15 protein-coding genes and 1 pseudogene are annotated in these 25,827 nt (G+C 62.3%); 13 read left to right on the forward strand and 3 right to left on the reverse strand.

The genetic code is table 11. The annotated features are described in order from the left end of the window. Positions 1-71 precede the first annotated feature (71 nt). Positions 72-9,806 carry a hypothetical protein gene (locus AC3IR3_RS10335; RefSeq protein ID WP_489196907.1) on the reverse strand — a complete coding sequence of 3,245 codons (9,735 nt, stop codon included), beginning with the start codon at positions 9,804-9,806 and terminating at the stop codon, positions 72-74. Between the two features lie 105 nt (positions 9,807-9,911). Further along, positions 9,912-9,989 (reverse strand): annotated as a pseudogene (locus tag AC3IR3_RS10340) (ESPR domain-containing protein); the annotation flags it as partial. 581 nt (positions 9,990-10,570) lie between these two features. Between AC3IR3_RS10340 and AC3IR3_RS10345 the strand changes: the two are divergent. Next, positions 10,571-12,142, forward strand: a complete 1,572-nt coding sequence (locus AC3IR3_RS10345; RefSeq protein WP_489196793.1) for a methyltransferase regulatory domain-containing protein — start codon at positions 10,571-10,573, stop codon at positions 12,140-12,142. A 184-nt stretch (positions 12,143-12,326) separates the two neighbouring features. On the opposite strand, the gene AC3IR3_RS10350 is transcribed toward AC3IR3_RS10345, so the two are convergent. Continuing rightward, entirely contained in the window at positions 12,327-13,331 is a 1,005-nt protein-coding gene (locus AC3IR3_RS10350; protein WP_489196794.1) for an AraC family transcriptional regulator, read from the reverse strand. A 682-nt stretch (positions 13,332-14,013) separates the two neighbouring features. On the opposite strand from AC3IR3_RS10350, the gene AC3IR3_RS10355 reads away from it, so the two are divergent. From AC3IR3_RS10355 to AC3IR3_RS10410, 12 genes are all read left to right on the forward strand, one after another. Next, complete coding sequence (locus tag AC3IR3_RS10355; RefSeq protein ID WP_489196795.1) at positions 14,014-14,187, forward strand: Flp family type IVb pilin; 174 nt, start codon at positions 14,014-14,016, stop codon at positions 14,185-14,187. A gap of 175 nt (positions 14,188-14,362) precedes the next feature. After that, entirely contained in the window at positions 14,363-14,884 is a 522-nt protein-coding gene (locus AC3IR3_RS10360) for an A24 family peptidase (protein WP_489196796.1), read from the forward strand. Continuing rightward, the gene (locus AC3IR3_RS10365) at positions 14,881-15,381 is read left to right on the forward strand and encodes a TadE/TadG family type IV pilus assembly protein (protein WP_489196797.1); all 501 of its coding nucleotides are present in this window, start codon (positions 14,881-14,883) and stop codon (positions 15,379-15,381) included. Before AC3IR3_RS10360 ends, AC3IR3_RS10365 begins: the two co-directional genes overlap by 4 nt. A gap of 24 nt (positions 15,382-15,405) precedes the next feature. After that, positions 15,406-16,416, forward strand: coding sequence for a Flp pilus assembly protein CpaB (gene cpaB / locus AC3IR3_RS10370; protein WP_489196798.1), 1,011 nt, complete (start codon positions 15,406-15,408; stop codon positions 16,414-16,416). Between the two features lie 17 nt (positions 16,417-16,433). Further along, positions 16,434-17,780: a type II and III secretion system protein family protein gene (locus tag AC3IR3_RS10375; RefSeq protein ID WP_489196799.1), complete on the forward strand. Its 1,347-nt coding sequence runs from the start codon at positions 16,434-16,436 to the stop codon at positions 17,778-17,780. Between the two features lie 15 nt (positions 17,781-17,795). After that, entirely contained in the window at positions 17,796-19,085 is a 1,290-nt protein-coding gene (locus AC3IR3_RS10380; protein ID WP_489196800.1) for a P-loop NTPase family protein, read from the forward strand. Beyond that, positions 19,070-20,431 (forward strand): TadA family conjugal transfer-associated ATPase, encoded by a 1,362-nt coding sequence (locus tag AC3IR3_RS10385; protein WP_489196801.1) that lies wholly within the window; start codon positions 19,070-19,072, stop codon positions 20,429-20,431. Before AC3IR3_RS10380 ends, AC3IR3_RS10385 begins: the two co-directional genes overlap by 16 nt. Next, positions 20,428-21,351 carry a type II secretion system F family protein gene (locus AC3IR3_RS10390; protein WP_489196802.1) on the forward strand — a complete coding sequence of 308 codons (924 nt, stop codon included), beginning with the start codon at positions 20,428-20,430 and terminating at the stop codon, positions 21,349-21,351. Before AC3IR3_RS10385 ends, AC3IR3_RS10390 begins: the two co-directional genes overlap by 4 nt. Further along, positions 21,348-22,304: a type II secretion system F family protein gene (locus tag AC3IR3_RS10395; protein ID WP_489196803.1), complete on the forward strand. Its 957-nt coding sequence runs from the start codon at positions 21,348-21,350 to the stop codon at positions 22,302-22,304. The genes AC3IR3_RS10390 and AC3IR3_RS10395 overlap by 4 nt, the downstream gene beginning before the upstream one ends. 2 nt (positions 22,305-22,306) lie before the next feature. Further along, complete coding sequence (locus tag AC3IR3_RS10400) at positions 22,307-23,167, forward strand: tetratricopeptide repeat protein (protein ID WP_489196804.1); 861 nt, start codon at positions 22,307-22,309, stop codon at positions 23,165-23,167. Beyond that, on the forward strand, positions 23,164-23,607 hold the full coding sequence (locus AC3IR3_RS10405; protein ID WP_489196805.1) for a DUF3613 domain-containing protein: 444 nt from the start codon (positions 23,164-23,166) through the stop codon (positions 23,605-23,607). Before AC3IR3_RS10400 ends, AC3IR3_RS10405 begins: the two co-directional genes overlap by 4 nt. Positions 23,608-23,613: 6 nt before the next feature. Continuing rightward, the gene (locus tag AC3IR3_RS10410) at positions 23,614-25,794 is read left to right on the forward strand and encodes a TadG family pilus assembly protein (protein WP_489196806.1); all 2,181 of its coding nucleotides are present in this window, start codon (positions 23,614-23,616) and stop codon (positions 25,792-25,794) included. The last annotated feature ends 33 nt before the right edge of the window (positions 25,795-25,827 follow it).

Below are 25,827 nucleotides of genomic sequence, written 5' to 3' on the forward strand. Positions count from 1 at the left end.
GATCGCCCCTGCGCCAGCACGATCCCATCCAGATGCCGGCCACATCGCGGCCGGCATCGTCAGGTACCGCGTTACCAGACCATCGCCGCACCGACGGCCATACCCGCATCGCCACGTGTATTCGCCGTGCCATTGAGCTTGTAGACCCAGCGACCGCTTTCGGAGATGGTGGACACGCCGACCGCCAGGCCCACTTCACCGTGGAAGCCACCCACCGCTACCGCCGCCGCGCTCTGGTTGGGCTGATACGCCTGTGGCAGACCCGACATCGCCATCGCCGCCGCCACACCGGCGTTGGCGCGATTGCCGATCCGGTTCAGGTTTTCGTTGACGGTGTTGAAGCGCTGATCGGTATAGCTCTTGGACCAGTTCTGTACCTGGTTGAGCTGACCCACGTTCACCGCATCCGTGGTCGCCGTCCCGGCCGCCACGTTGTGGATGGACGTCTGTCCCGTACCGTTACCCAGCGTCACGCTGTTGTAGTTGGTGGTGCCGTTGGCATTGACGTCGTACTGCACGCCACCGGCCTGCGCCGCCTTCAGCTGGCTCACGTTCACCGCATCCGTGCTCTGCGTGCCGGCGGACACGTTGACGATCTGTCGTTCACCGCCGACCGTACCCACCGACACCGTGTTGTCACGCGTGGCCACCGAACCTTCACCCAACGCCACCGAGTTGTTCGCGTTGGCCGACGAGTTGTTGCCTACGGCGGTGCTGTTGGCACCGGTTGCCGTGGCACCCGCGCCGCCAGCGGCCGAGTTGGTACCGGCGGCCGTCGGCGAGGCGCTGCGTGCGCCGGTCGAGTCGGCCTTGAACATGCCCGAACCGCCATTGTTGTTGATGTTGGCAACCTGCTGGTTGGTGTAGTTGTTCGCCTGAGTCACGGCGCTGTTCACCCCGCCCTGCAGCTGCTCGACATTCACTGCATCGTTCGCTGCCGAGCCATCGGCCACGTTGGTGATCTTGCGGTTGTTGCCCGTCGAACCCACCGATACCTCGCCCACCGAGTTACTGCTGCCCGCTGCCATATAGGCGCCGGTGTAGCCGGACTGCGCACCCACTGAGGTGGTCGAACCCGCACCCAGCGCCACCGAGTTGGCATTCGACGAAACCGCACCGCTACCCACCGCCACGCTGTTGGCGCCACTGGAGACCGCCGTCGGCCCCACCGCCACACTCTCCGAGCCGATGGCCTGCGAATCCGCCGCCGTAGAGTTGGCGTGGAAGTACTTGATGCCACCACCGTTATTGATATTGCTGATGGCCGTCGTGTTACTGGTCACCTGGGTATTGGTGGCAAACAACTGCGAGCCGTTGACTGCATCGGTCGATGTCGCCGAAAGCTGACCCGCCGCCACGTTGGCGATCTGCCGTTCGTTACCGGCCGAACCCACACTCACCACACCCACCGGAGCCACACCGGCGAAGTTGTAGGCGACGCCGCCGATGGTTGCGCCGGTCGTCGGCACCGCGGCCGCGGCCACCACCGAGTTCTGACCCAATGCCACGTTGGAACCCGCCAGACCGGCGGCGATGCTTGCCCCCTGACCCACCACGGTGGAGTTGGCTACACCATTGTCGGTCGCCTGGTTGCCAAGCACCGTCGAGGCTGCGCCAGTCGCCGAGGCACCAAAGCCACCGGCCGAAGCGTTCGCACCCGAAGAGACCGGCGCCGTGCTCGTTACCGAACTATCGGAAACAAACGGACCCGCCTTGCCGCTGGTGATGTTGTTGATCGCGTTATTCGCCTGGCTGGCCACACTCGACAGCTGCTCGACGTTCACCGCATCGTGCGGCGCCGAACCGTCGGCAACATTCGAGATCTGCCGGTACGCATTCGCACCCGAGCCCGAACCGACTGACACTGAACCTGCCACGGTGTTGCCCGCATTGTTGAAGGCAATCGAGATCGGGCCACTGGTAGAGAGTGCGACCGTGCCGTTGGTGGTATCGGCGGCGGTATCCACCGCATTCGCACCCAGCGCCACGCCACCGGTATTCGTCGCCGAAGCGCTCGGACCGATTGCTACCGAGTCCGTCCCCGTCGCCGACGAATCAGGGTTGGTGGAGTTGGCATGGAAGTACTTGATGCCGCCACCATTGACGATGTTGTTAACGGTCGAGCCTACCTTACCCACTTCGGTATTGGTCGCAAACAGCTGGCTGCCGTTGACCGCATCCGTGCTGCTGGCGCTGACACGCCCCGCCGCCACATTGGTGATCGTGCGCTCCGCACCCGCCGCGCCCACACTCACTGTGCTGCTCGGTGTGGTGCCCGCATAGGTGTAGGCATTGCCGTTGATGATGTCGCCCGTCGTGGCGACCGCGGCTGCGGTGGTGCTGCCGGAACCTAGCGCCACGTCACCGGCATTGTTGGCGACGGCATTCGGCCCGATCGCCACCGAATCCGTACCGGTCGCGGTGGAATCCGGCAGGGTGGAGTTGGCATGGAAGTACTTGATGCCGCCACCGTTGTTGATGTTGTTGATGGCGGTGGTGTTGCTGGTCACCTGGGTATTGGTGGCGAACAGCTGCGAACCGTTCACCGCATCGGTCGAGGTGCCCGAGAGCTGACCCGCCGCCACATGGGTGATCTGACGCTCGTTACCGGCCGAACCCACACTCACCACACCGGCCGGAGCTCCACCCGCGAAGTTGTAAGTGACACCACCGATGGTGTCATTGGGTGTCGGCACCGCGGCCGCAGCGACGGTCGAGTTCTGGCCCAGCGCCACGTTCGAGCCGGTCAGACCCGACGCGATGCTCGCGCCCTGACCCACCACGGTGGAGTTGGCTACACCGTTATCCGTCGCCTGATTGCCCACCACGGTCGAAGCCGCACCGGTGGCCGAGGCACCGAAGCCACCGGCTGTTGCATTCGCACCGGACGACACGGGCTGTGTGCTGGTCACCGAACTGTCGGAAACAAACGGGCCCGCCTTGCCGCTGGTGATGTTGTTGACTGCGCTGTTGGTCGCAAACAGCTGGCTGCCGTTCACCGCGTCGGTCGAGGTACCCGAGAGCTGGCCTGCCGCCACGTTGGTGATCTGACGCTCGTTACCCGCCGAGCCCACACTCACCACACTCGTCGGGTTGGTGCCGGCAAAGGGGTAAGCCGTGCCACCAACGGTGGCACCCGTCGTCGGATTCGCCGCTGCGGTCACCGAACCCGCACCCAGCGCCACATCATTCGCGTTGCTCGCCGTGGCATTCACGCCGATCGCCACCGAATCGGTGCCGGTGGCGGCGGAGTCGGTACCGGTCGAATTGGCATGGAAGTACTTCACGCCAGCGGTGGTGGTGTTACCCGTGATGGCATTCACTACGTTCTGCACACTGTTGTAGGTGTTGCCGCCGTAGCTGAAGCCGCCGGTGACTTTGCCGGTGGTCGGGTCGTACGTGGTGGTGCCACCGAACGTCGTTGCGGTCGTCGAGCCCAGCGTGTTCACACCGGTCACGACACTGTTGAGCTGCGAGCCGTTGATCGCATCGGTCGAGGTCGACGAGATCACACCCGCCGCCACGTTCTGCAACTGACGTTCGCTGCCGGCCGCGCCGATCGACACCACTGAAGTCGGTGCCGTCGCCGCCGCGGTGCCACCGTACTCGGCAAAGGTGCCGGTATGCGGCGCTGCCGTGGTTGAACCGGAACCCAGTGCGACATCACTCGCGTTGTTGGCGGTGGCACCGGAACCCAGCGCAATGCCATTTGCAGCGGAAGCCGTCGCCGTGTCACCCAATGCCATGCCGCCCGCCGCAGAAGCCGTGGACGCATTACCCAACGCTATCGAACCCTGGCCGGTTGCCGTATTGCCGCTGCCTTCCGCCAGTGCGCCGTTGCCACTGGCGGCGTTATTGGCACCCAGTGCGATCGCACCGATGCCGCTGCTCACACTCGATTGGTAACCGATCGCCGTCGAGCCCTGGCCCGCGCCCGATGTCACGGAAGCGGCATCACCAATCGCCACCGTACTTGCCGCCGCTGCGTTGACCAGGTTACCCACCGCCACCGAAGCCAGGCCCGTGGCTTGCGACTGATTGCCTACGGCGGTGCTGGCGAAGTTCGACGCGACGGTGCCGATACCCAAGGCAATGGCATTGGTCCCGCTTGCCGTCGCAGCCAGACCAAACGCGGACGCCTGACCGCCGGTAGCCGTCGCCGTCGCACCCACCGCGGTGGCATTGCCTGCAGAGGCAACGGCCCGATTGCCGACCGCCGTGCTGTTGCCACCGGTCGCTTCCGAGGTCACACCGATGGCGGTGTCCTGCAAACCCGTCGCTTTAGCCGCGTTGCCTACGGCGGTCGCATCGGTGTTGGAGGCGATGGCGCCGTAACCGAGCGCGGTACTGGTGGTTCCGCTGGCAGTAGCACGGAAGCCGAGTGCGGAACTGTCCAGACCGGTGGACTGGGCATTCGCGCCGACCGCCACCGTATTGCCGCCCGTCGCCAGGACATTCGCGCCCAGGCCGATATCGTTGGCAGTGGTGCCGGAACCACTGACACCCGCGGTCGCACCTTGCCCCATCGCGATGCTGTTGGTGTTGTAGGCGTTGGATACCGGCCCTACCGCGATGCTGTTGGTGCCGGCCGCGTTTGAATCCGCCAGGGACGAATTGGCATGGAAGTATTTGATGCCCGCGCCGCCGTTGGCGATGTTGTTGATCGCACTGTTGGTCGCAAACAACTGGCTGCCATTCACCGCGTCCGTCGACGTACCCGAGAGCTGGCCCGCCGCCACGTTGGTGATCTGACGTTCTTTGCCTGCCGCACCCACACTGAGCACGCTGGTCGGCGTTGTACCAGCGAAGGTGTAAGCCGTGCCGCCAATGGTGGCACCCGTCGTCGGATTCGCCGCTGCTGTTACCGAACCCGTACCCAGCGCTACATCGTTCGCGTTGCTCGCGGTGGCACCCGAACCCAGCGCGACACTGCTCGCGCCGGAAGCCGCCGCCGACTCGCCACCCGCAAAGGCATTGCCACCGGACGCCTTGCTGTTGGCGCCGATCGCGGTATCACCCTGCGCGGTGGCGCTGGCACTGCTGCCAACCGCCGTGGTGCCCTGCGCGGAAGCCACTGTGTTGTTGCCGAAGGCATTCGCGAAGAAGCCACTTGCCGCTGCGCTGGCACCGACCGCGGCCGAGAACTGGCCCGATGCCACCGCACCGCCGCCGAAAGCCTGCGAATTGCCACCGGTAGCTTGCGCGTTGAGGCCCGCGGCGATATCGCCATCTTTGCCGGCAACAGCGTTAGGACCAATGGCCACCGAGTCCACCCCGTTCGCCGCGGAATCAGTCGCGGTCGAGTTGGCGTGGAAATACTTGATGCCGCCACCGTTATTGATGTTGTTGATGGCGGTGGTGTTGCTGGTCACCTGCGTGTTGGTGGCGAACAGCTGCGAACCGTTCACCGCATCGGTCGAGGTGCCCGAGAGCTGACCCGCCGCCACGTTGGTGATCTGCCGTTCTTTGCCTGCCGCACCCACACTGAGCACGCTGGTCGGCGTTGCACCCGCGAAGGTGTAAGCCGTGCCGCCAATGGTGGCACCCGCCGTTGGATTGGCTGCCGCCGTCACCGAACCCGCACCCAGCGCCACATCGTTCGCGTTACTCGCGGTCGCACCCGACCCCAGCGCGACACTGCTCGCACCGGAAGCCGCCGCCGAGTCGCCGCCCGCAAAGGCACTACCACCCGACGCCTTGCTGTTGGCACCGATCGCGGTGTCATTTTGAGCGGTGGCGTTGGCGCTGCTGCCAACCGCCGTAGCGCCCTGCGCAGAGGCCACCGTGTTGTTGCCGAAGGCATTCGCGAACAAACCACTCGCTGCCGCGCTGGCACCGACCGCAGCGGAGAAGCCGCCCGATGCCACCGCACCGCCGCCGAAAGCCTGCGAATTACCACCGGTGGCTTGAGCGTTGAGTCCCGCAGCTATATCACCCGCTTTGCTCGCAACAGCATTCGGTCCAATCGCCACCGAATCCGTGCCTGTGGCGCTGCTGTCGGTCAAGGTCGAGTTGGTGTGGAAGTATTTGATGCCTGGCGTGGTGCTGCCGCCGGTGATGGCATTCACCACGTTCTGCACACTGGTATAGGTGTTGCCGCCGTAGCTCAAACCGCCGGTGACTTTGCCGGTGGTCGGGTCGTACGCGGAGGTGCCACCAAACGTATTCGCCACCGACGAACCCAGGTTGTTCACGCCGGTGACGACGGTGTTGAGCTGCGAACCGTTGATGGCATCGGTCGAGGTCGACGAGATCACACCCGCCGCCACGTTCTGCAACTGACGTTCGCTGCCGGCGGCTCCGATCGATACCACCGAGGTCGGTGCTGTCGCCGCCGCGGTGCCACCATACATGGCAAAGGTGCCGGTGTTCGGTGCGGCTGTCTTGGCGCCCGCACCCAGCGCGACATCGCCTGCGTTGCTCGCCGTTGCACTTTTGCCCAGCGCAACGCTGTTGTTGCCGGAAGCTGTGGCATTGGCGCCGACCGCTGTCGCAAAGGTGCCCGTTGATGACGCCGCTACGCCAAGTGCCGTCGCCGCCTGGGCGCCAGCCGTCGTGCCATTGCCAACCGCCAGCGAATCGGTGCCGCTCGCTGTCGATACAGCGGCAAACGATCCTTGGTTTCCTATTGAAATCGCCCCCAGGCCGGTCGCATTCGACGTGTTGCCGATGGCAAGACTCGAGGCGCCGCTAGCGATGGCGGATGCACTCAACGCTGCTGAATTGGCACCCGATGCAGCCGCTTTGTCGCCTACGGCGACCGCGTTGACTCCGGAGGCCGCCGCCGACTCACCAGCTGCAAACGAGTTGCCACCGGATGCGTTGCTGTTGGCGCCGATCGCGGTATCACCCTGTTTGCTGGCGTTGGCGCTGCTGCCAATCGCCGTGGTGCCCTGCGCAGAAGCCACCGTGTTGTTGCCGAAGGCATTCGCGAACAGACCTGTCGCGGACGCGCTGGCCCCCACTGCGGCTGAGAAACCACCCGATGCAACGGAACCACCGCCGTAGGCCTGCGAATTGCCGCCAGTGGCTTGCGCGTTGAGGCCAGCGGCTATATCACCGTCATTGCCGGCAACGGCGCCAGGGCCAATGGCTACCGAGTCCACACCGTTCGCCGAGGAATCAGGCGCGGTCGAGTTGGCACGGAAATATTTGATGCCGCTGCCAGCGAAGATGCCACCAACTGCGAGGCTGGTGTTCTCCAACTGTGTGTTGGTGGCAAACAACTGACTACCGTTGATCGCATCCGTGCTGGTCGCGCTGAGACGGCCCGCCGCTACATTGGTGATAGTGCGCTCCGCACCTGGCGCGCCAACGCTCACCGTGCTGGTGGGCGTGGTGCCGGCGAAGGTGTAGGCCGTGCCGCCGATGGTCGTTCCTGTGGTGGCAACCGCCGCAGCCGTGGTGGATTTTGAGCCGAGTGCGACATCATTCGCGTTGTTGGCCACCGCGGTATCGCCCAACGCGACGCCGCCGGCCGCCGAGGCCGTCGACGCATTGCCGAGTGCCAGCGAACCTTGCCCGGTGGCGGTGTTGGTATTGCCGATGGCCAGCGCGCCGTCGCCGTTGGCCGTGTTATTGGCACCCAGCGCGACAGCACCGGTACCTGTCGCCGAATTCGGATCGCCAATCGCCACCGCGCCATTGCCCTTGGCCGTCTGCTGACTACCGATCGCTACCGCACCGGTACCACTGACCACACTCGACTTGTAGCCAATCGCGGTAGCACCCGTGCCGGCTGCCGCTGCGATGGTATTGGTGTCGCCAATCACGACGGTCGAGGTAGCCGCCGTGGTCGAACCATTGCCGCCCGCGAAGGCATTGCCACCCGATGCTGCCGCCTTATTGCCAATCGCAATGTCATTGGCGCCGGAAGCTACCGACGACTGGCCGACCGCGAACGATTCGGTACCCGATGCCTTGCTGTTGGCACCCACCGCCACGGCACCTTGTGCGGTGGCATTGGCGTTGCTGCCGACGGCTGTGGCGCCTTGGGCGGAGGCCACCGTGTTGTTGCCGAAGGCATTCGCGAACAAGGCACTCGCCGCCGCATTGGCGCCGACCGCCGTGGAGAACGAACCACTGGATTTTGCGCCGCCGCCAAAGGCCTGCGAATTGCCACCGGTCGCCGCCGCATTGAAACCGATGGCAATGTCGTTGGTGATGGTGGTCGACGAGCCCGATACGCCGGCGATAGCAGCTTTGCCTAACGCGATGCTCTGATCGCCATAAGCCGTCGCACCGGCTGCCCCCGCAAATCCGTTGCCACCCGAAGCGGTAGCGCCGTCGCCGATCGCAACGCTGGAAGCACCCGAAGCCGTGGAGGTGTTGCCGACCGCTACCGCACTGGCCGCCGCGGCGTTCGCCGTCTGGCCGCCAGCAAAAGCGTTGGTACCCGACGACGTGCTATTGGGGCCGATCGCCGTGGCACCCTGCGCGGTCACTTTGGCACTGGTACCGATAGCGGTGGCACCCTGCGCGGATGCGATGGTGTTGTTGCCTATGGCATTGGCGAACAAGGCACTCGCCGACGCGTTGGGGCCAATGGCGGTGGAGAAGGAGCCAGTCGCGTTGGCTCCGCCACCGAAGGCCTGTGAATTGCCGCCGATTGCCTTGGCGTTGAAACCAATCGCGATGTCGTTGGTGATGGTCGTCGATGAACCCGAAACGCCTGCTACCGCATTTCGGCCCATGGCCATGCTCTGGTCGCCGTAAGCCGAGGAATTGCCACCCACGGCGGTTGCAAAACCACCGCCAGCGTTGGCGGCTACGCCAATCGCAGTGGTTGCCTGCCCGCTTGCTGTGGTGCCATTGCCGAGAGCCATCGCGTCGGTGTTGCTGGCGGTCGACACGGCGGCGAACGATCCACTGTTCCCAAGTGAGATCGCGCCAATGCCAGTCGCACTTGCCGAGCTGCCAATGGCCGTCGATCCACCACTGGCTCCACTGGCCACCGAGTTCGGGCCAATGGCAATCGAATTACCTGTGCTCGCCTTGGCGGTATTGCCGATCGCCACCGCGTTTCCGCTAGAGGCGGAAGACGAGTCACCAACCGCCACCGCACTGGCCCCTGCGGCGTTCGCCGTCTGGCCACCCGCAAAAGCATTGGTACCCGACGACGTGCTATTGGGGCCGATCGCCGTGGCACCCTGCGCGGTCACTTTGGCACTGGTACCGATAGCGGTGGCACCCTGCGCGGATGCGATGGTGTTGTTGCCTATGGCATTGGCGAACAAGGCACTCGCCGACGCGTTGGGGCCAATAGCGGTGGAAAATGAGCCACTCGCGTTGGCCCCGCCACCGAATGCCTGTGAGTTGCCGCCAGTTGCCTTGGCATTGAAACCAATCGCAATGTCATTGGTGATAGTCGCCGTTGAACCTGAAACACCGGCCACCGAGTTCCGCCCAACAGCGATGCTTTGATCGCCGTAGGCCGTGGCACTGCTCAAAGCTATCGAATTGCCACCAGACGCAGCGGCATTGAACCCACCGGCAAAACTGCCTTGGCCCGTGGCTTTTGCCTGCAGACCGTATGCAGAACCCCACTGCGCCGCAGTAGCACCCAAGCCAAAGGCAGACCCACCCGCACCGGTCACCGTGGTGAAGTTGCCATACAAGGTGACGCCAAAATTCAGTCCGCCATTGGCGGAACACCCGGCCACCGTTGCGAAATAGCCATTGCCATCGACCTGGGGCGCATTGGTGTACGTCGTGACACCGTCAGGCCCCGTATTAGTCAGGCCCGCACCGCCGCAAGCAGAGCCACCATTGGTAGAGATGGTGCTTGCATGGCCGGGCAGTGGCACTGCCAAGGCCAGCAGAGTAGCTGCCGCAACCAATGGCAACATCAACACAGAGGAGGCCCGGTTTACCTTGATTCGACGGGCAGCACCTGATGAGCTGCCGCGCTGATGAGAAGAAGCAAACTCTGAAGCCACCACCAGCGCATTCAAGCTCCGGTTCCATACCAGACGATAGATGCGATTCATAAAGCCCCCTCTCCTATGCCGAGCGCGACGGCGACGAGATGCGCAGTCCGAATGGATCCGCGCTCACTGAAAAAAATCAGAGGCTTCATTGAAGCGATTGCGCGCGTGTCGCAATGTGGCAATCCGGCAATCGCTTATATAATTTCGGCAGGACGAGGGACAAAAGCGGCAAGTTCATGCATGAATACGGCAAGGACGTCTAAATGGCTTTTTATCTATTTCGAGTGCGTGCTTCAGTAACGAGTGCGTGAGCTAAGACACCTTATATATACGTGGCGACACCGCTCTTGATTGGCGTCGAATCTCAACAGGCGCGCACCGCGACCTCCATCCCCTGCTCGCAAGGGGACACATCTACTGAGATTCAACGATAGTCAGAGCACTGCTTGCCTTAGGCATGCCCATCGCGCCCCTCCTCACGCAAATTCGGCACGCACTGCGCGAATCCGGCATGTCGGCCCTTCCGCTATACCAAGCACGCGAAGAATACGGTATCAATCGACACCGCATGCTCCCGCAGCGCAAGCGCATCGACTGCGCAGACACTCATGCCAAACGACATCCCTGAAGGGGGCGCGCACATGGATAGCATGGTCGACCAGATCAAGAACACATACGACGAACTGCCTTATATATCAGCCGCCTTCCCGCAAAGCTCGCCGGAACATTTGCGCTCGGTCGGGCATCTTTTCGGGTTGGATGCGCCGGCACTTGAGCACGCACGCGTGCTTGAGATCGGCTGCGCCGCCGGCGGCAATATCATCCCGTTCGCCATTCGCCATCCTGCCGCAAAAGTCGTTGGCGTCGATCTGTCGAAGGTACAGATTGAAGCCGGCCAACAAGCCATCCTGGCGATGGGTCTGGACAACATCCAACTGATCCACGGCAGCATCGCCGATTTTGACAAGACGCTGGGTGAGTTCGATTACATCATCTGCCATGGTGTCTACAGCTGGGTGCCCGAAGACGTGCGCGAGGCCATCCTCCGCGTATCGCGCGAACATCTCAGCCCCAACGGCATGGCCTATATCAGCTACAACGTTTATCCGGGCTGGAAAGCCAAGGAAATCGTGCGCGACGCCATGTTGCTGCGCGGCGGACCACGTGACACTGCCGAGGAAAAGCTGGCGTATGCGCGAGGGATGATCGACTTCCTGCACGACATGGCGCGCGAAGGAAGCGTTCTGAAGAAAGTCATGGACGATAACATCGAGATGATTCGTCATGGTCACACGAACTATCTCGTGCACGAGTTCCTGGAGCCGTGCAACGCCCCTTGCTACTTCCGCGATTTCGTAGCCGCGGCTGGCCAGCATGATCTGGCCTATCTGGCGGAAGCCGATGTCCCCTCCATGTTTGCTTCCAACTACAGCGCGAACGCAGTGGAACCCCTGTTGCGCGAGTACGGCGAAAGTCAGCAGGCCTGGGAGCAGGCGCTGGACTTTCTTACCAACCGCACTTTCCGGCAGACCATCGTCGTTCGCGCCGAACGGGCCGACAATATCAGCTATCGCATCGACAACGAGCGCATTCGCGCCTTCTGCCTGGCTGGGCATTTTGCGCCGCCGGAAGGCGCGCAGGAAAGCTGGCGCTCCGAGCGCGGCGTACTCATCAAATCACCCACCGACGCCGCCCACCGGGTCATGGAGGAGCTGACCGCCGCATGGCCATCCACGGTCCCCGTCACGACCCTGCTGAAACACAAGTTCGCCGCAGAGCAGGAAATACTCGACTTTATCCAGCAACTCATCATCTCCAACTCCGTGCGCTTCCGCCTCGATCCGGTCAACGCCTTAAAGGACGCCCCTAAAGCGCCCAAGGCCTCGGATCCGCTGAGGCGGCTGGGGAAGCTATTGGCTAGCACCAACATGCCGATCTCGCTGTTCAACCTTTGGCACGAGCCCGTCGTGCACATGGGCGTGGTCGAGCAAAAGCTATTGCCGCTGCTAGACGGGCGCCACAACGTCGTCAGACTCTGCGCCGCCATCAGGCTCAGCGAGAAGAAGAACGAGCTGAACTTCGTACGCGAAGGGCAACGCATCGTCGCTTCCGACGAACTGGCGCGTACCGCTGAGGAACATACCCACCGGGCGCTGCAATGGATGATTGCAAACGCCATGTTGGAATCGACAGGCGAACAGCTGGCGAGCTGACGACGCAACGCCACCTGGCAAGCAGTTCCCTTCCCCCTGCGTGCAGAAGAAGGAGGCCGGAAGGGGGTAAACCCTTGCGAAATTCTCCCCGAGCGCTGCCTCACATTGGAGTTGCCAATCCCCTGCAAGCAAGGGACGAGGCGAACGGTTTACGTCGCCGATTTCTCCAGGATTCGGAACCCCATTACTGATAGCTGGTCAGCGCATCGCGCGGAGGCGTTCGCATCAAGGTATCTCGCGGCAATTCGCCGAATACGCGGCGATAGCTATCGGCAAAACGCGATAGGTCCCACAGTCCGCAGCTCAGGGCCACGGACTTCACCGACTTCCTGCTGGCATCGGCCAGCACCAGACTGCGGCAAGCCGTGCACAGACGGAGCATGGATAGATAACGATTAGGCGACGTGCCCAGCATATCTTCGAAGGCATAGCGCAGCGCACGCTCGCTGACGCCGGCGGCATTGAACATTTCATTGAGGTAGATATCGCGACGCAGGTTGGCGCGCATGAACTGCTCGACGCGCTGGAGAATCAGATAGTGCGTGCGGCGGCCGCGCGAGCATTGGGGCCGATCCTCGGCGGCGGCCCCCAAGCCGGCACCAAGGTGATCCGCCACCAGGCGCTCCAGCCCATCGGTGTCGGGCATGGTATGTATCGGCACCGATGGGTCAGCCTGGATCAGCGATTGGCTTATCCGCTCGTAGTCATCGCGCAATCGCTGGCTGACGCTGTCGCCGGATAGGTTGAACAGCGACAGCAAGCGAGACGGCAACTCTTTGCTGTGCGGTTCCAACTGCACGTACTTGCTTCGAAAAAGCCTTAACGGCACCAGGATCAAGGTGACCCGGCTGCCCTCACTCAGCATGAACTCGCTGATGCCCTCAGGCAGCACGGTAAATGCCATGCCGGAAGCTAATTCGGTGCCATGGCACCAGCTTCCCTCGGGTGTGCTGTGGATATAACCGAGCATGCACCAATCGACAGGCAGCGCAAAGCGGCCACGAAAGGTAAAGCCTAACCCGCCACTGCAGAACAAGGCATCGTTCTGCACGTGGGATCCGTAAGCCGCACGCGGATTGCCCGATCCAAACAGTACGACTTCCATATCGCAAATCCTGAGCATATTGCTCAGGGCCATTAGGTCGCAGGCTTTCAGGTATCCATCGCGCTCTTCTTTGACCGCCGCCATTTGCACAAACAGCCCCCCTGTTTCGTACTATCCCGCAACCTATGAGCTGTCGGATAATACGGAGATATCCCTATAAAAATGCATTAAAACGGCAACAAATAATCGCCCTCATAACCCATGTGACGACTACTCGATTATTTCCAGGAATACCGCAAAATAACCTCATAATTAATGTAAAAAGTATGTGAATATTTTTTGTTACGTGTAAAAATATATAAAGAAATTCAATCATTTGCCGATTTTGTGTACTGAGTGATACGGCACCCCAAGGAAGATAAACCCCGACTGTCGCGAAGGACGCTGACGGCAGGAAGCGACACAGGGGACAGGGGCTATGGGTGCACGTGTTTGTTATCGACCTACACACGGATGGAATGCATCGTGCAGTAATGCGCGCTGGCCTGCTTTGGCCGCGGATGCGAATACTGTTGCGCGGCGGATCCTGCCGCGCTCCCTGGACTCCTGCACTCCCCTTAAGCAAACCCACGCCATCGATTCCGCACGTTTTGTGCTTTCGACGGTGGGTACGAGCACGCGGAGACATGTGTGTTCGATAAGTGGTCGGCTATCCGCCACCCGGCGGCGGATAGCCGCGAAAGGCCTCAACCGATGCGCTGACGCATGGGTTATCCGACGCAACGATCTGGACAGCTATAAAGCTGCCTACCTTTGAGGAGGTTGTATGAAAACGTCCATTCGCACTTTTTTGGCCGAGGAAGATGGGATCACCGCGCTGGAGTACGGGCTGCTGGCAGCCATAGTGGCCGCCGTCATCGTGGTTGCCTTCAAGGAACCGCTCATAACGCTCTTCAATACGATATTCAATCAACTAACGGCAGCCGTTACCGGCAAATGAGCGACCTAATCCCAAGCACCTGCGTTGGCTGTTCTCAAAATAAGGGCACCTGAACGCAGCAACCTCGGGCAGGACGAATATCTTGCACACCGCATCGGCCAGCGATGCGGTGGCGTGTCCGTCCCGCCCGACGAGTTCGGCTTGCTCACCAACGGATATCGACAGAGCCATCCCGATGCCCACACCACTGCAAGCGTTCGCCATTTTGTTGAGCGTCATGGTCGCCATCAGCGATCTGCATGCGCGTCGCGTGCCTAACGTACTGCTGCTCGGGGCGCTGTTTTGCGGGGCGCTGTATCTTCTGCTCACGTCGCTGTCGGCAGAGCAAGCATCGCCCTGGAGCTCCGCTTTGGGCTTGGTCATCGGTCTGGCGGTGCTGCTGCCGTTCTACGTGGTGGGCTGGATCGGAGCAGGCGACGTGAAATTTTTTGCCATACTCGGATTTCTGCTCGGCTGGCAAGCTTTGCTGTCCATTTGGGTGATCGCCAGTCTGCTTGGTGGCGTACACGCTATCGGCATACTGCTCGCGCGCCATTGGATACCGATGCAAGCGTGGCAAGACCGGCATGTCGCCTACATTGCGCCGTTGCAGTGGGCAGGCCAGTGGCGTCGCGGCATGCCTTACGCCGCGTACCTTGCGACAGGCGCTGTGGTCACCGTGATATTCCATGAGTCACTCACGCCGTGGCTATTGTGAATAGCCTCCGCGCTGTGGGTCGCAGCCCGGCATCGCTGCGCCGTCAGCGTGGTGTCGCGGCGATCGAGTTCGCTTTCGTGTTTCTCTTCGGCATGCTGCCGCTGTTGCTACTCACCTTTTCCGGCGTGATGATTTTTGCGGCACGGCAGTCGCTGTCGCTGGCGGCGGCCGAAGGCGCACGCGCAGCATTGCGCTACGGCACGGTGGCACAGCAACGGACTTACGCCTGCACCGCCGCCGCGCAGTCGATGGGATGGTTGCTTACCTTTGCCGGCCAGACGCCGGCTTGCGCGGCACCCGCCAGTACAGGTGCCGCACCGATCACGGTTTCGATGCCATTCGCCTGCTCCAACGGTGCGCAGTGCATTCAGGTAATCACCGCTTACGACTACGACGCGCATCCCTTCCTACCCGGCACCGGCCTGCTGTTCAAGGCGGTGATGGGCAGCGCCATGACCAGTTCCGCCACCGTCCAGTTCGGCGCTAGCGACGGCTGAGCACCAAAGAGGCACGGAAGACCCATGCAAAAGATCACACGTGTATTCGCGCTACTCCTGGTTGCCGCTGCGATCGTGCTGGCCGTCGTCGCCCTGGGTCTGAAGCCGCGCGCTGCCGCGCCAGCGCCGACGACGGCCAGCGCGGTCCCGCCGACCGCATCCGCGTCTAAGCAGAGCGGGCAACCCGTCGTCGTGGCGGCCATCGCCTTGCGTGCAGGCGCACCGATCGCATCCGACGCCTTACGCGTGGATATGTGGCCGCAGCACCCGGCAGGCGGCTTTGCGGACGCCGAGTCCTTGCGTGGCGAAGTTGCCGCGCAGGACATCCCGGCAGGCATGGCGATCACGTCTGCGCTACTGGCTCGCGGTATCGCGGTGCAACTCCAGCCTGGCGAGCGCGCACTGGCGGTGCCGGTGGATGAACTGGCCGGCGCAGGTAACCGGATCATGCCCGGCGATTTTGTCGATGTCTTTCTCAGCCTGAAAACCACGCGTCCCGGCACGACGGGTCTTGGCAATAGCGAGGACACACAGACGCGCTTGCTGCTGTCGCGACTGCGCGTACTCGCCTACGGCAGTCTGGATCTGCCACCCTCGCCTTCGCAGAACTCGCCGCCGGCAAGCAACGGCACCGACGCCAACAAATCGGCCAATAACAGCAACCCACAGCCGGCGCGCACCGCGGTACTCGCGGTGCCGGTGGGCTATACCGATCGCCTGTTGCTGGGCGCGCAGAACGGCAAGCTGTCGCTGGCATTACGTCATCCCGGCGACGTCGGCTTGCCCGACATCGAACTGTTTCCACAACCACGTTCCGTACTTTCGCCACGCGGCGATCTGGCATCGGAACAGCGCTCTTTGCTGCAGTCGCCCGAGAACCGCGCCTACGCCGGCATTGACATGGGCGGCCTCGCCGGACAGACCGCCGCACGACCGGCGCCACGCGGCGGCGGTGGCCTAAGCGGGCGCGGCCTTGAAATCATTCGCGGTACTCAGCGTGACGAGCTGAGCGCCACTCGCACGCCTTCGCCATGACCGGACGGATGCCTTCCATGACCCATCGCTCATCGCAGCATTCGCTCTGGCTCTACGGCCTCGCTGCAGTATGTCTGGCGGGATCGCCGGCGATGGCCGTCGTGGCGAGTGCCAACAATAGCGTGAGTCTGCAGATTCACGAGCAGCGGCCGTGGTCGCTGCCCGAGCGGTTGGAGCGCGTGGCGATTGCCAATCCCAATGTCGCCGACCTGGTGATGCTCAAAGGGCGGCGCGAAGCCTTGCTGGTTGGCAAGACTCCCGGGCAGACCACCTTGCTGTTATGGTTGCGCGGCGAACAGGCGCCGCAACGCATCGCGGTGGAAGTACGCAGTGCGCTGCAAGCCGGACTGACCGGCAGCGACAATGACGCACGGCTTACCGTGCAGGATGGCCAGGCGCTACTGCAAGGCAGCGCGACTACCGTGGTCGGACACGAACAGGCTCGTAAAGCGGCGTTGGCAACCGTCGGCGACAAAGGCGTGCTTGTCGACGCATCGACGGTAGCGAGCGGCGGCGTGGTGCAGGTCGAGGTCAAGGTCGTCGAATTCGACAAGAACGTGCTGAACCAGATCGGCCTGAACTTCAGCAATACCAACGGCGGTTTCAACTACGGCATCGTCAGCCCGAACATCGCCACGACCACCAATAGTGGCAGCGGAACCGGCACCGGAACCGGCACGAGCAACGCGCTGACCTCAGCCTTCAGCCTGGTGGCTTCCTCGGTGACCGGTAAATGGAATGCCACGCTCAACGTATTGCAGACCAACGGCATGGCCCGCGTGCTTGCCGAACCCACACTGGTCGCGCTGTCCGGCCAGAGCGCCAGTTTTCTCGCCGGCGGCGAACTGCCGATTCCCGAACCGCAAGGTCTGGGCACCGTCACCATTACCTACAAGCCGTTCGGTATCGGTCTGACGGTGACGCCGACGGTGCTCTCGCCAGACCGCATTGCATTGAAGATTGCACCCGAAGCCAGCGACCTCGACTACACCAACGCGCTGACCATCAACGGATTCCAGATTCCCGCCATCACGACTCGCCGTGCCGACACGACGGTAGAACTGGGCGATGGCGAAAGCTTCGTGATCGGCGGTCTGGTCAGTCGCAACATTCTTTCGCAAGTGGACAAGATCCCGCTGCTCGGCGACATTCCGATCATCGGCTCGTTCTTTCGTAACCTGCGTTACTCTCGCAAGGAGAAAGAACTGGTGATCGTGGTAACGCCGCATCTGGTGCAACCGCTGGCACGCGGCACCGCCATCCCCTTGCCGGGTGAGAAGGAAGCTCAGCCGAATCTGCCGGTATGGGGTTCGTGGCTGCTCCATCCCGCCGACTCCGACCAGCTCCCCGGTTTCTCTCGCTGAAGTGCAGGAGTCACGATGCAGGCCATCCCCGCCATGACGACCGCTACGCACTCCAATGATCTGCCGGAGTTGTTGTTCTACGCACCGAACGAAGTCCGCATGCAGCCCTTTCTGAGCAAGCTGCAAGGACTGGCCCGGGTGAGCTGGGAGAACAGCCGGCTGCGTGCGCCGGCACAGCTCACTCAACGCAGCGGCGTGCGACTGGTGTTGCTCGATTATGCTCCCGAGTCGGCCGCACATTCGTCCGACCTTGCACGCCAACTCACCGCGCTGATGCCCGATACGCCGCTGGTTGCCATTGGCTCGACCGCTAGCGAACACGCAGCCAGCGTACTCGCCGCCTGGCGCGCCGGGGTGCGCGACTTCATCGATATCAACGCGGCGCCGGAGGAAATCCACGCTGTCCTGCGCCGCGCGCTGACGCAAGGCCAACCAGCGCGCGCCGCGCTGACCTCAGTGACATCGCCACGCGGACGCCTGATCTTGCTGTTGGGTCTGCGCGCCGGTATCGGCACCAGCACACTGGCGACGCATCTGGGTGTACTGGCGCAGCCGACCGCACCGGAGCCCGATGGCGAGACATCGATCGACCTGCCAAACCAGGTGCTGTTGCTCGACCTTGGGCGGCCCGCGGGTGATGCCATGCTTTATCTTGGCGTGGCCAGCGATTTTCACTACGACGACGCGCTACGCAATGCCACTCGCATCGATCCCACCCTCACGCGTACCGCACTCGCTCACCACGCCAGTCGGCTGGCTTTGCTATCGCAGGCGCAGGACACGCTGGAATCGCCCATCGACGCCCCCGAGACCAGCTTGCTGATCGACCGTCTGCGAGGCATTTACAACCTGTTGCTATGCGACCTGGGCGGCCTGAACCATCGCCAGATTCCGGCGCCGCTGTTACAGGCCGCGGACGAGATCTGGCTGGTTGTCGATCAAAGTATCGGCTCGATGATCTCGCTGGATGCCGCTTTGCACGATCTCGCGCCAGGCAATCAACGCGATCCGCGCCTGGGTCTGGTGGTCAACCGTTATGACGAAGCATGCGGCATCACACCCCAACAGATCGCCGAGCGTTTCACTCTGCCCTTGCTGGCGACGTTGCCGGAGCGTTCGCGCGCACTACGGGCCACCGCCAATCAAGGCCGACTTTTGCACGAGACCGCACCGCGCGACCCTTACCTTCGCGCGCTCGCGCCGCTGATCGCCCGCTTGCGTCTTACAACGACTAACCCTGTCGCAACGCAACGGTGGAAATCATTTCTGCTGGGTTTGGGAGGCTCTCGATGGAAGACCAGGTGACACGCATGAACGGCATACCCCCCAAGAACACCAACCACCCGGCTGACGGAACGGCTTCGCATCGCTTCGATCAAAGCCAGCAGTTTCAGGATGCGCTCTCCGCCGCTCACGAATACCTGTTGAATCAAATCGAAGACCGCCGGCTGGATATCGGCTCCTGGTCGAAAGAAACGCTGATCAAATTTGTCGATGAAGAAACCGTTACCTTCGTGCAGGACTGGCGCATCCCGATCAACGAGACCGAAATGCGGCTGGTGGCGAATGCATTGGTGAAAGAGCTCAATGGTTTCGGACCGCTGGACGACCTGTTGGTCGATCCCACCATTGAAGACATCCTGATCAACGGTTATCAGGACGTCTATGTCTCGCGTGGCGGCGTGTTGCAGCGCGGATCGGTGCGCTTCTCCGACAACCGCCACCTTCTGCGCATCGTGCGGCGTATCCTTGCCCCGCTGGGTCGGCGGCTGGACGAATCCAACCCGATGGTCGACGCGCGGCTGCCCAATGGTGGCCGTCTCAACGCGATCATCGATCCGTTGGCGGTGGACGGACCGATGGTATCCATCCGCAAGTTCCGCAAAGGCCCATTCACGCCAGCGGAGCTGTTGGAGAAAGGCGCTTTCGACCGACCGGTCTACGCGCTGTTGCAGGCGATGGTGCAAGGCCGCTGCAATGTGTTGATCTCCGGCGGTACCAGCTCGGGCAAGACCTCGCTGCTGAACGCGCTGGCCAGTTTTATTCCGCACGAAGAGCGCGTCATCACGGTGGAGGACACCGCTGAACTGTCGCTCAACCATCCGCATGTGGTGCGCCTGGAAAGTCGCTTGGGCGGTTTCGATGGCGGCGGTGCGGTGAGCATCCGCGACCTGGTGCGCAACAGCCTTCGCATGCGTCCCGACCGTATCGTGGTCGGCGAGGTGCGCGGCGCGGAAGTGCTGGAAATGTTGCAGGCGATGAACACCGGCCACGATGGCTCGATGGCCACCATCCACGCCAACTCGCCACGCGACTGCCTTTATCGCATCGAAATGCTGGCCGGTTTCGCCGGCTTCCAGGGTAGCGAGGACAGTCTGCGCCGGCAGATCGCCAGTGCGATTGACTTCATCGTGCAGATCACGCGTCTTGGCAACGGCCGGCGCGTGATCGCCTCGATAACCGAAGTGGCGGGCGTCAGCGACAACATGGTCACCACCCAGGAAATGTATCGCCACGAGACCTATGTCGATCTGGATGGTAAAGAAGCCGATCGCTGGTCGGGTCTTGGCTTTCATCCGCATTCGCACAAGCTGGAGTCGTTTCGGCAATTTCTTCGCGATGCCAACGCCGGCATCGGTCCGCTGCCGTGACAGGACTGCTACTGACCAGTGTGGCTTTGTTGCTTGTGGCCGGCGCTGTCGAGCTATGGTGGGGCAGCACAGCGCGGCAGAGGCAGCGTAAAACCCTGACCCATCTGGAAGGCAAGCTGCCCGGTGGATCGGGCCTTCCGCCGCCACTCGCCACACGTCGCCCCAGCGACTCACGCACCGGTCACGACTTGCCCTGGAACGGATGGTTGGTGCGTGCCGGCCTGCCGACTGGCTGGCGCATACCGTTGCAACTCGGCCTGTCCGGCGTTGTGCTGGCGCTGCTCGCTGCCTGGCGCATCGGCACACTGTGGACGCTGCCCGTGATGCTGGGGATGTTCGCCGCGTTGCTGTGTTTATGGCTGCGTATGCGTATCGAGAAACGCCAGCAGCAGATCCTGCGTCAGCTTCCGGATTTTCTCGACGGCATGGTGCGCCTCGCCGCCATCGGCAACAGTCTGCCGATGGCGTTTCAGACCGCGACGGCCACTGTGCAGAAGCCCTTGCGCGAAGTGCTCGACCACGCCTTGGTATATATACGGGCCGGGCACGACCTCGACCGTGCCTTGCAACAGGCAGCGCAACCCTATCGGCTCGATCCGCTGGAGTTGCTGCACGTGGCGCTCGGTGCGGGCATGCGCATGGGCGGCAGGGCCGACCACATTCTGAAACGCATGGCGGACTTCATGCGCGACCTCAGCCATTCGCAGCAGGAATTGAAGGCCATCACCGCGGAAACGCGATTGTCGGCATGGGTGCTCGGTCTGCTGCCGTTAGTGGTCGCCACCTTCATGACTTTGGCCAATCCCACATTCTTCCGGCCCATGTTCAGTCAAGCGCTGGGTCATCACATTTTGCTGACCGCGCTGGCACTCGAACTGTTGGGTGTGGCGCTGCTTTACCGGCTGGCGAAATCACTATGAACATCGACGCACTACTGGCGATGGCCGCTCTGTTACTTGCCTTTGGCATGTCCCTGTTCGGCATGAGCCTGTTCGGCCGCGCGCGCCAGCAAGAGCGCAGCAACAGTGTGCTCGACTACGCATTGCATGCACGCGTGGCCGGCAGCGGGAGTAGCGCCGACACCGAGGTCCGGCTTTCACTCCGGCAACGCTGGCTGGGCTGGATTGCGTCGATCGGTCACCTGGTCGACGGCAGTGCGCTCGGCCATGCCCTGCTCGCGCCGGAAGACCGCTTGCTGCTCGACCAGGCGAACTGGAACACCGGCACCGGCCGCTCGGTCTTTCTCGGCCTGCGCCTTTCGTTGGCGCTGTTGCTGCCTGTCCTGGCGGTGCTCTGGCTGCAACCGCAAGGCCTGAGCGCCGTGATCACCCTGATCGTCGCACTCGCGCTAGGTATCCTCGTACCCAAGTTCGCATTGCGTACCTGGGCCGAGCGCCTGCGCAAACGGACCGAGGACGAATTGCCGCTATTGATCGATCTGTTGCGCCTGCTGCAAGGCGTCGGCTTCAGCATAGACCAGAGCCTGCAGATGATCGCCGACAGCTTCCAGGCGGTGCTGCCGGTGCTGGGCAAGGAGATCCTCGACGCCAATATCGCCTACATGCATGGTCGTCCGCGCGACCAGTCGTTACGCCGGCTGGCGGAGGCTTACTCTAACGATGACCTGCAAAGCCTGGTGCAGATGATCGTGCAAGTGCATCAACACGGCGGCGCGGTGCAGGAGCCCCTGCGCCAGTTTGGCGAACGTCTGCGCGAACAACGCAAGATGAGCATGAAAGAGAAAACCGGCAAGCTGTCGGTGAAGATGACTATCGTGATGATGCTCACTCTCCTGCCTGCCCTGATGCTGGTGCTGGCTGGCCCAGCGGTGGTTGCGCTGGCCGATGCGATGATCAAGTTGAAAGGACATTGAGCATGCTTCTGTTACATCGCGCGCACCGCATGATGTCGCTGCTGCGCTTGCCGGGCATGGTGTTTGGCTGCGTGTTGCTTGCGGGCTGCGCCACGGCGTTCAGCGGTTATCGCCAGCAGAACCTGCCCAAACTTACCGATGAGACCACACAACCCGCGCAGAACGATCGCGGCATGTATCTGCAACTGATCCGTCAGATGCAACAGCAAGGCGCCTATTACGCCTCACTGGCGCACGTGGAAGCGTTCCGCAAGCAGTACGGCGATTCGCCCGAACTGCGCCTGCTGCAAGCCGACGCATTGCGCGAGACCGGCCAGCCCGCCGCCGCGGGCAAGCTTTACGAAGGCCTGACCACCGGCACCCAGGTCGCGGCTGCATGGCATGGCCTGGGCCTGATCGCCGCCAGGGCCGGCGATCGCGACCGAGCCGAGCAGGCCTTGGCCAGCGCCGTTCAAATGGATCCGGTCAATGTCGCGTACCTGAGCGATCTCGGCTATGCCCGACTGCAAGCAGGCAACCTCGATAGCGCGCACGAGCCACTAGCCAAGGCGGCCGAGCTAGCGCCATCCAATACCAAAGGGGTTTCCAACCTGATCCTGTGGAACTTGCTGCAAGGACGCACGGCGCAGGCCGAGGCGATGATGCAGAAGGCGCAACTACAGCCAGCCAGTCGTACCGAAATTCTCAGGCTCGCGTTGGAGCTTCGCCGCACGCCGATCGCCGCTACAACCGTGACCGATCCACACCCGCCAACATCAACGGGCACGGATTCCGCGAGTACGACATCACGCATGGTCGGCATTCCCGAGGCCATGCTCGATCGCTTCGATAGCAACCGCGTGACCAAGGGGGCTCGGCCATGATTCAGCGCGCGATCACTTTGCCACCCAGGCCGTACCGGCGTGGGTATATTTTTGCCATTGTATGGCTGTTGAGTGCGGACGCTGTGCTGGCGCAGCAAACGCCACTCACCCAGAAGATGCTCGATAACCCCGAGACACCGGCGACGAGCGTTGATGCATCGTCATCGGCGACCACGACCCCGGGCACAGCCACTTACCCGGCCGCCGCGGCACCGACAGATACAGTGCACCCGTCCCGCGACTACCGGATCGGCGACGGCACACACGATCTGCTGCGCATGCAGATCGAAGGCAACCACGGCGGACGGCGACTGCCGATTCTTGGCGACCAGGCTAGCGCCAGCTACCAGCGTTACCTGAAAAGTTTCGAGCACGAGATTCCCGAGTTCTACGAGACCAAAGTATCCAAAGGAACCGACGGCAGCGGCAGCGGAAGATAAACGCCCATGGATACGACCTTTTCTGCAGCGCGAATCCGTCATGGCGTCTACCGCCAGCGCGGCTCCATGGCCGTGCCGATGATGATCATGCTGCTGGGCCTGGTAACGATGCTTGGCCTGGTGGAAGTCGGCTACCTGTACTGGGCCAAGCGCGACAACCAGAAGATCGCCGACCTGGCCGCGCTGGCCGGTGCCCAGCGTCTGCAAACATGCACCGGCGATAATGCCGATAACGCCGCCGCGCGAGGCAATGCCGTGACCGACAACCGCTTCGGCGGCACGCTCACCATCCAATGCGGCAACTGGGATCCGGTCAACAACACCAACGCCGATCATTTCGTCAGCGCGACCGGCACGGCGACCGTGAATGCCGTCAAGGTCGTCAGCCAACGCAGCGTGCTGCCCTTTTTTCACCAGAACGCCAGCCTGCCCACGGTTAGCGCGAGCGCGGTCGCTAAACGCACGCCGCCGATGGCGGTATTCACCGTCGGTTCGCAGTTGCTGCGAGTCAACGGCCACACACCGCTGGGCGACCTGCTCGCCCTGATCGGCGTCAATCTCGATAAAGCCACCGTGCTTGGCTACGACGGTCTGGCCCAGGTCTCCATCACTCCTTCGGGCCTGCTTGCCGCACTAGGCATTCCGGTCAGCGCGAACATCAGCGCGGGCGATTTCAACAACCTGCTCGCCGCGCACAAAATTTCGGTGGGACAACTGCTCGATGCCGCCGCTATCCTGATTGCTCAGAGCGGCTTTGCCAGCATCGACCTCAGCGCGTTGCGCAACGCCCTGGCAGCCAAGCTCAATATCAATCAGGCGATGATCCAGCTGGGATCGAACGACGGCACTGGCGGCAGCCTGTTCGCGCAGATCATTTCGCCGGATGGCTCGGGTTCCAGTGCGCTGCAAGCCAACCTCAACGTACTCGATCTGCTGACCACCGGTATCAGCATCGCCAATGGCAAAAATGCCGTCGCAATCGGCAATCTCAACATTCTCGGCGCCGTGACCGCACAGGCCAGCGTTATCGAACCGCCCTCGATAGGTATCGGCGGCGTCGGCACCAAAGCCTATAACGCGCAGGTCCGGCTGTACGTGACTGTAGATTCCGATCAGATACCACTCGTCGGCACGCTACTCAAAACCTTGCAGACGCGGCTATATCTTCCGATCTATGTTGATGTGGTCAACGCCCAGGGCACGCTCACTTCTATCCAGTGCGGTACTCAACCCGCCACGGCCACGATCCAGGTGGACTCCTCGGTGCTTCGAGCTTGCGTCGGCAAAGTCGATCCCAGCGTCAAGTTCTCACAGCGCGATGTCTGCGACAGCAGCCTGCAGAATGAAACACTACTTAAGCTATTCAATGCGACAGTAATCAACAACAGGATCCAGCTCAACGCGCTCAGCGATACCCAGAACCTTACTCTTGCCGCCGACGAAACGGGCTCGACCCGGATCAACCCGTTGGCGATCGGCGACACCGTCAATCAACTGGTCAACGCACTGTTGAATGTGCTGAGCAACATACTCAATCCGAGCCCATCGGGCACGACCGCGGGCAGCGTTGCCACCACACTGGCAACCACCTACGCGCAGGCGGCCAATCCTGGTGGCGGCTTCTACAGCGTCGACAACATTATCAGCCTGGTTCAGAACGGCTCAGCCGCATCCTCGCTGCCGGGACTGGGTAGTTGGACCGTACCCAATGGACAACCCTATCCCTGCGGTTTGCTGGGACTGGCGACGTGCTGGAAAGACGGTCCGGTATGGGCCGCCTATAAATCTACTGTGACGGGACAAGGTTTGGGCGTGCTCAACGGTCTGCTCGGCACTCTGCTCGGCGGCCTGCTGATCAATAACTGCAATGGCCTGGTCAGCGTGCTCGTCAACTACAACAACTGCGTCCAGAACAATCTCGCTTCGTACATCCAGACCGCACCGTCAGGATTACTCGACAAGTACACGGGCAACGGCAGCGTGACGGATCCCACCACCAACAACGTCACCTGCAACAGCGTTCTTTGCGTGCTGCTGCGACCCGCACTGGCTCTGCTCAAACCGATCCTCAACGGGGTCGGCGGATTGCTCAGCAACACCCTGGCCCAGGTGCTGGGTTTGGAGTTAGGCCGCACCGACGTACACGTGCAATCCATCCAATGTCACCCTGCCCAACTGGTTTATTGATGCCAATCACATGACGCCCATGCCTGCACTGAC

Source organism: Luteibacter sp. GL_149, assembly GCF_057834065.1.

What these genes read in the sequence shown, in the direction of transcription:
- AC3IR3_RS10385 (WP_489196801.1), top strand. Translation starts at nt 19,070, where the DNA reads ATGGAAGACCAGGTGACACGCATGAACGGCATACCCCCCAAGAACACC.
- AC3IR3_RS10410 (WP_489196806.1), top strand. Translation starts at nt 23,614, where the DNA reads ATGGATACGACCTTTTCTGCAGCGCGAATCCGTCATGGCGTCTACCGC.
- AC3IR3_RS10375 (WP_489196799.1), top strand. Translation starts at nt 16,434, where the DNA reads ATGACCCATCGCTCATCGCAGCATTCGCTCTGGCTCTACGGCCTCGCT.
- AC3IR3_RS10345 (WP_489196793.1), top strand. Translation starts at nt 10,571, where the DNA reads ATGGATAGCATGGTCGACCAGATCAAGAACACATACGACGAACTGCCT.
- cpaB (WP_489196798.1), top strand. Translation starts at nt 15,406, where the DNA reads ATGCAAAAGATCACACGTGTATTCGCGCTACTCCTGGTTGCCGCTGCG.
- AC3IR3_RS10355 (WP_489196795.1), top strand. Translation starts at nt 14,014, where the DNA reads ATGAAAACGTCCATTCGCACTTTTTTGGCCGAGGAAGATGGGATCACC.
- AC3IR3_RS10395 (WP_489196803.1), top strand. Translation starts at nt 21,348, where the DNA reads ATGAACATCGACGCACTACTGGCGATGGCCGCTCTGTTACTTGCCTTT.
- AC3IR3_RS10380 (WP_489196800.1), top strand. Translation starts at nt 17,796, where the DNA reads ATGCAGGCCATCCCCGCCATGACGACCGCTACGCACTCCAATGATCTG.
- AC3IR3_RS10400 (WP_489196804.1), top strand. Translation starts at nt 22,307, where the DNA reads ATGCTTCTGTTACATCGCGCGCACCGCATGATGTCGCTGCTGCGCTTG.
- AC3IR3_RS10350 (WP_489196794.1), bottom strand. Translation starts at nt 13,331, where the DNA reads ATGGCGGCGGTCAAAGAAGAGCGCGATGGATACCTGAAAGCCTGCGAC.
- AC3IR3_RS10360 (WP_489196796.1), top strand. Translation starts at nt 14,363, where the DNA reads ATGCCCACACCACTGCAAGCGTTCGCCATTTTGTTGAGCGTCATGGTC.
- AC3IR3_RS10405 (WP_489196805.1), top strand. Translation starts at nt 23,164, where the DNA reads ATGATTCAGCGCGCGATCACTTTGCCACCCAGGCCGTACCGGCGTGGG.